The sequence below is a fragment of the Pseudomonas meliae genome (assembly GCF_001400515.1).
Classification (GTDB): Bacteria; Pseudomonadota; Gammaproteobacteria; order Pseudomonadales; family Pseudomonadaceae; genus Aquipseudomonas; species Aquipseudomonas amygdali.
In genome coordinates, this window is record NZ_LJQT01000166.1 from 1 (window position 1) to 6,051 (window position 6,051).

Consider the following 6,051-nt stretch of genomic DNA (forward strand, 5'->3'; position numbering starts at 1 on the left):
CCTTGCTCGGAGCTTCCCTTTGTCAGGTGCTGAACCTGTTTGCAATGCAGTACCTGATTCCCGACCAGCTCAGTGTGGCGCGACAAGAGAAGACGCTGCTCATCGGCCTGCAAGTTGCCAGCCTGAGCTGGCACAGAGCGCAGGTGATCGGCGAAAAAATGCGTAACCTGATCGATGTATGCTCCGTGGAAGTCGAACAGATCGACGCGCAGAACAGCCCACAAACGCACGTGGCCCTGGCGACTGGCTGAATCAATTTAGCCGCTTCGGCAATTCCCGGTCGCATAGAACGAGTAACGCTGTCACGCTTGGCGTCTACTCTTGTTCATCGTCCAATGACGAAGTGCCTCAAGGAGCCCACATGGCAGCCCTGGCCCCCTCTTCACAGGATCGCTGGCTCGATCTGAATGATGTGTTGCGTGATCTGGTTGCCGAAGGCTATCTCGGCCAGGACGACGCGGAAACGGCACTCACCCAACGTCGCAGCGCGGTGAACATCCAGCTGCATCCCCTCGAGTTTCTCGCTTCGCTGCAGTTTGACGACCTCAAGCGGCCGGGCAAGAAGCTGGACGTGGAAACCCTGACCGCCTGGCTGGCCAAAACCTGTGGCCAGCCTTACATGCGTATCGATCCGCTGAAGATCAACGTCGCGGCGGTCACGCCACTGATGTCCTACGCCTTTGCCCAGCGCCACAAGATTCTGGCCGTGGCGGTTGACCGCGAGTCGGTGACCATCGCCAGCGCCCAACCCTACGTGCGCTCCTGGGAAGGCGATCTTACGCATGTGCTCAAGCTGCAGATCAAGCGTGTGGTCGCCAACCCTACAGACATTCAACGCATGGCGATGGAGTTTTTCAGGCTGGCCAAGTCGGTCAGCGGTGCCAGCGCCTCTGAGCAAAAAATGAGCAACATGGGCAATTTCGAACAGTTGCTCAAGCTAGGCGCCAGTGATCAGGAGCCGGACGCCAACGACGCGCACATCGTCAATATCGTCGACTGGCTGTTCCAGTACGCATTTCAGCAGCGCGCCAGCGATATTCATATCGAGCCGCGCCGCGAACAGGGCACCGTGCGGTTTCGAATCGACGGGGTGCTGCATAACGTTTACCAGTTTCCGGCGCAGGTGATCATGGCGATTGTCAGCCGCCTGAAAAGCCTGGGGCGGATGAACGTCGCCGAAAAACGCAAACCACAGGACGGGCGGGTCAAGACCACCACGCCTGAAAATCGTGAAGTGGAGTTGCGCCTGTCGACGCTGCCGACGGCGTTCGGCGAAAAAATGGTCATGCGGATCTTCGACCCCGAGGTGTTGCTCAAGGACTTCGACCAACTGGGCTTCTCCAGTGACGACCTGCGGCGCTGGCAGGAAATGACCCGTCAGCCCAACGGCATCATTCTGGTCACCGGCCCGACCGGTTCGGGCAAGACCACCACGCTGTACACCACCCTCAAGAAACTGGCGACCTCCGAGGTCAACCTGTGCACCATCGAAGACCCCATCGAGATGGTCGAGCCGGCCTTCAACCAGATGCAGGTGCAGCACAACATCGAACTGAGCTTTGCCGCCGGCGTGCGCGCGCTGATGCGACAGGACCCGGATATCATCATGATCGGCGAGATTCGCGACCTGGAGACCGCTGAAATGGCCATTCAGGCGGCACTCACCGGGCATTTGGTGCTGTCGACGCTGCACACCAACGACGCACCCAGCGCCATCAGCCGTATGCTCGAGCTGGGTGTGCCGCATTACCTGCTCAAGGCGACCATCCTTGGCGTCATGGCCCAGCGTCTGGTGCGGACCCTGTGTCCGCACTGCAAGGCACCGATCAATCTGAGCGAAACCGACTGGCAAACCCTGACCCGCCCATGGCAGGCCCCCGTACCGCCCGGCGCACATCAGGCGGTCGGTTGTGTGGAATGTCGCGATACCGGCTATCGGGGACGGGCCGGGGTTTACGAGATCATGGTCATGTCCGACAACATCAAGGCATTGATTTCTGCGGACCTGGACCTGACCGCCATGCGTCGCCAGGCCTTCAAGGAAGGGACGCGCAGTTTGCGTCTGTCCGGTGCCCAGAAAATCTCGGCAGGGCTGACTACACTTGAGGAAGTGCTGCGAGTGACACCGCAGAGCGAGCAACGCTGATAAGGGTTGAAAGCGTTGTTCCAGACGGCTGTGCATCGTGGTGAGCCAGCTAAAGTGAACTACGCGGTACACCTTGATTGAACTAGTTCGTAGCTTTGGCTATCCAACCCCTCAGAACAACCACAGCTGGAGTAATTCATCATGCGTCTCAAGTTCGCTGTCGCCACCGTAGCCTTGCTTTCCATCCCAATGGGTTCAGCGATGGCTGACACCTTCTGGCGTAATGTGCTGTCTTCCGGTGCAACCACCGGCTCGACTTACCTGACCTTCAAGGATCACAAGCTGATCGTTGCCGCCCAAGACGATGCAGGCAGCTTCGTCGCCAGTGACGGCGGCATCCGCGGTCCGTTCCTGGAAGCTGCCATCGAACAGGTACGCAAAGACAATCCAGGCCTGAAAGCCACAGATATGGAACTGGCCAACGCGATCCTGGATAAGAATCTGGTCGCTGAAAACCAGTAAGCCCTGCTGGCAAATACTGCGCATAAAAAATGCCGCTCGATGAGCGGCATTTTTTTGTCCGGCGATTGGTTATTCGCCGATCGCGCTTTTGTAACCTGCAGCATCCAGCAATTTGGCCAGATCGGCTTCAGCGGCAGTTGGCTTGAGCTTGAAGATCCAGGCGTCGTACGGATCACTGTTGAGCGACTCGGGCGAATCGCCCAGCGCTGCGTTGACTTCGATCACCTCGCCAGCAACCGGCGAGTAGATATCCGAAGCAGCCTTGACCGACTCCACAACACCAGCGGTGTCAGCGGCAGCAAACACTTTGCCGATTTCCGGCAGCTCGACGAAGACCACATCGCCCAGCGCTTCCTGTGCGTGGTCCGAGATGCCGACGGTCACGGTGCCATCTGATTCAACACGTGCCCATTCATGACTTTCGGCGAAACGCAGCTCGGCGGGAATATTGCTCATTTAGTCATCCTCAACATCGGGTCAGCGGAAAACCCGCCATAGGTTAAATCAGGGCCTTGCCGTGGCGCACAAACGCTGGCTGCACCACCCTCACCGGATACCACTTGCCGCGGATTTCCACCTCGGCCCGGTCAGCGGTTGCCATCGGAACGCGCGCCAGAGCAATGGATTTGCTCAGCGTAGGAGAGAAACTACCACTGGTGATCTCTCCTTCGCCAATTTCTGCGACACGTACCACCTGATGCGCCCGTAAAACGCCGCGCTCTTCGAGCACCAATCCCACGAGTTTGAAGGCGGTTCCTTCAGCCCGTTCGCTCTCCAGCGCCTCGCGACCGATAAAATCACGGTCGGCAGGTTCCCAGGCAATGCTCCAGGCCATATTCGATGCCAGCGGCGAAACATGCTCGCCGATGTCCTGACCGTACAGGTTCATGCCTGCCTCCAGACGCAACGTATCGCGAGCGCCCAGACCGATCGGGGAGATACCCGCGCCGACCAGTTCATTGAAAAAAAGCTGGGCCTCTTCGGCAGGCAGCATGATTTCCAGGCCGTCTTCACCGGTATAACCGGTGCGCGCGATGAACCAGTCGCCATCATCAAGACCTTCAAACGGCTTGAGCTGGTGGATCAGTTCGGCGCGGGCGCTTGAAACCAGCTCGGCGATACGGGTTCTGGCCTTTGGCCCCTGAATCGCGAGCATCGCCATTTCGCTGCGCGCGATCAGTTGTACATCGAAGTCGCCCAGCTGCGACTGCATCCAGGCTAGATCCTTGACCCCGGTCGCGGCATTGACCACCAGCCGATAACCTTCGGGCGTGAGGTAGACGATCATGTCATCGATGACCCCGCCTCTTTCGTCCAGCATGGCGCTGTACAAGGCTCGACCCGGGGTATTCAGTTTTTCCACATCGTTGGCCAGCAGGTAACGCAGCCAGGTTCTGGCTTGACGGCCAACCACATCGATCACGTTCATATGTGAGACATCGAAGACCCCACAGTCGCGACGCACCTGATGGTGTTCCTCGACCTGCGATCCGTAATGCAACGGCATGTCCCAGCCACCAAAATCGACCATTTTCGCGCCAAGGGCGAGGTGCAGGTCGAACAGGGGGGTACGCTGTCCCATGGGTTTCTCCTTCCGGGCGTGGCGAAGGTGCGGGCAGAAAAGATCGGCAAGCCCCCAATAAACCGGAGTTTGCAGCACTTACAGCTGGCCGAATTTTCTGACAGACCGCACCAATTGCGGCGCATTGTAGCGGCAAGGTGAAGGGCCCGCACCTAGCCAATCTGACGGGCAGAGCGACGAATCAACCCGATGACGGGTAATAATCCTACAAGCACCAGCGACAAAGCTGGCAATGCCGCTCGTGCCCACTCACCCTCGCTGGTCATTTCAAACACGCGTACCGCCAGCGTATCCCAGCCAAACGGGCGCATCAGCAGGGTCGCAGGCATCTCTTTGAGTACATCGACGAACACCAGCAACCCAGCGCTCAAGGCTCCCGGAACCAAAAGCGGCAGATACACGTTGAGAAACAACTTTGGTCCGCTGACCCCCAGACTGCGTGCGGCTTCAGGCAATGAGGGACGGATACGCGACAGGCTGTGCTCCAGCGGGCCGAAGGCGACCGCGATGAAACGTACAAGGTAAGCCAGCAGCAGCGCCGAAAGGCTGCCCAGCAACAACGGCTTGCCTGCACCGCCCAGCCAGCCGGAAAGCGGAACGACCAGCTCACGGTCCAGATAACTGAACGCCAGCATGATTGAAACGGCCAGTACCGAACCCGGCAGCGCGTAACCCAGGTTGGCGAGGCTGACGCCAGAGCGGATCGCAGGTGTGGGTGCCATGCGCCGCGCGAAGGCCAGAATCAGCGCCACGCTGACAGTGATCAACGCCGCCATACCGCCCAGATAGAGCGTGTGCAAAATCAGGCCGGTATAGCGCTCGTCGAGGTCGAATCGGCCGCGCTGCCAGACCCAGACAATCAATTGCAGCACCGGCACGGCGAAGGCACAGAGAAAAACCAGCCCGCACCATAAACTGGCTCCCCAGGCCTTGATACCGCTAAGCGGATAAAGCGCAGCGCCACGCGGCCGTTCATTGGTCGGGCGGCTTGCACCGCGGGCACGACGTTCGCCATACAGCAGCACCAGGACTGCCAACAGCAGCAGGCTGGCCAGTTGCGCGGCGCTGGACAGGCTGAAGAAGCCGTACCAGGTCTTGTAGATGGCGGTGGTGAACGTGTCGAAATTGAACACTGATACCGCACCGAAATCGGCCAGGGTCTCCATCAGCGCCAAAGCTACGCCCGCACCGATGGCTGGACGCGCCATTGGCAGCGCCACACGCCAGAACGCCTGCAAGGGCGTGTTGCCCAACACTCGTGCAGCTTCCATCAGCCCCTTGCCCTGCGCCAGAAACGCCGTGCGCGCCAACAGGTAGACATAGGGATAGAAGACCAGCACCAGCACGATGATCACCCCACCGGTGGAGCGCACCCGAGGCAGGCGCAGGCCGGAGCCGAACCATTCACGCATCAGGGTTTGCACCGGGCCGGAAAAATCCAGCAGCCCGACAAATACAAACGCCAGTACGTAGGCAGGGATTGCGAACGGCAGCATCAACGCCCAGTCCAGCCAGCGCCGCCCGGGAAATTCACACAGGCTGGTCAGCCACGCCAGACTCACCCCCAGCAGCGTTACACCCACACCGACACCCAGCACCAGAATCAACGTGTTACCCAGCAGACGGGACATCTGGGTTCCCAGCAGGTGTGACCATATCTGTTGGTCAATGGTCTCCCACGACAGCAGCAGCACGCTCAGCGGCAATAACACCAGCGCAGCGATGGCGAAGACCAGTGGGTACCAGCGGCGTTGGACAGGATGGGCCAAGGAGGTTCTCGAAATGAGGGGGTTCAAGAGGGTAAGCAGAGCGTGCGCACAGGTCTGCTTCTGATTCTGGCTGAAAGCCGTAGGAGCGGACT

Annotated in this window: 6 protein-coding genes; 3 read left to right on the forward strand and 3 right to left on the reverse strand. The window is 59.4% G+C overall.

Annotated features, from left to right (window positions below):
• The 3 genes from ALO64_RS07725 to ALO64_RS07735 form a co-directional block, all read left to right on the forward strand.
• Positions 1–251, forward strand: a 251-nt coding sequence (locus ALO64_RS07725; protein WP_054991682.1) for a hypothetical protein, incomplete at its 5' end; no start/stop codon positions are given.
• A 110-nt stretch (positions 252–361) separates the two neighbouring features.
• Positions 362–2,146 (forward strand): GspE/PulE family protein, encoded by a 1,785-nt coding sequence (locus ALO64_RS07730; protein ID WP_044344874.1) that lies wholly within the window; start codon positions 362–364, stop codon positions 2,144–2,146.
• Positions 2,147–2,287: 141 nt separating this feature from the next.
• Positions 2,288–2,608, forward strand: a complete 321-nt coding sequence (locus tag ALO64_RS07735) for a DUF2388 domain-containing protein (protein WP_002551535.1) — start codon at positions 2,288–2,290, stop codon at positions 2,606–2,608.
• Between the two features lie 69 nt (positions 2,609–2,677).
• Here ALO64_RS07735 and gcvH read toward each other — a convergent pair whose 3' ends face one another.
• The 3 genes from gcvH to ALO64_RS07750 all read right to left on the reverse strand — a co-directional run bounded on the left by gcvH (position 2,678) and on the right by ALO64_RS07750 (position 5,959).
• Entirely contained in the window at positions 2,678–3,064 is a 387-nt protein-coding gene (gene gcvH, locus ALO64_RS07740; protein WP_044344873.1) for a glycine cleavage system protein GcvH, read from the reverse strand.
• Between the two features lie 43 nt (positions 3,065–3,107).
• Positions 3,108–4,190, reverse strand: a complete 1,083-nt coding sequence (gcvT, locus tag ALO64_RS07745) for a glycine cleavage system aminomethyltransferase GcvT (protein WP_044344872.1) — start codon at positions 4,188–4,190, stop codon at positions 3,108–3,110.
• A gap of 152 nt (positions 4,191–4,342) precedes the next feature.
• Positions 4,343–5,959, reverse strand: coding sequence for an ABC transporter permease (locus tag ALO64_RS07750; protein ID WP_044344871.1), 1,617 nt, complete (start codon positions 5,957–5,959; stop codon positions 4,343–4,345).
• Positions 5,960–6,051: the final 92 nt, after the last annotated feature.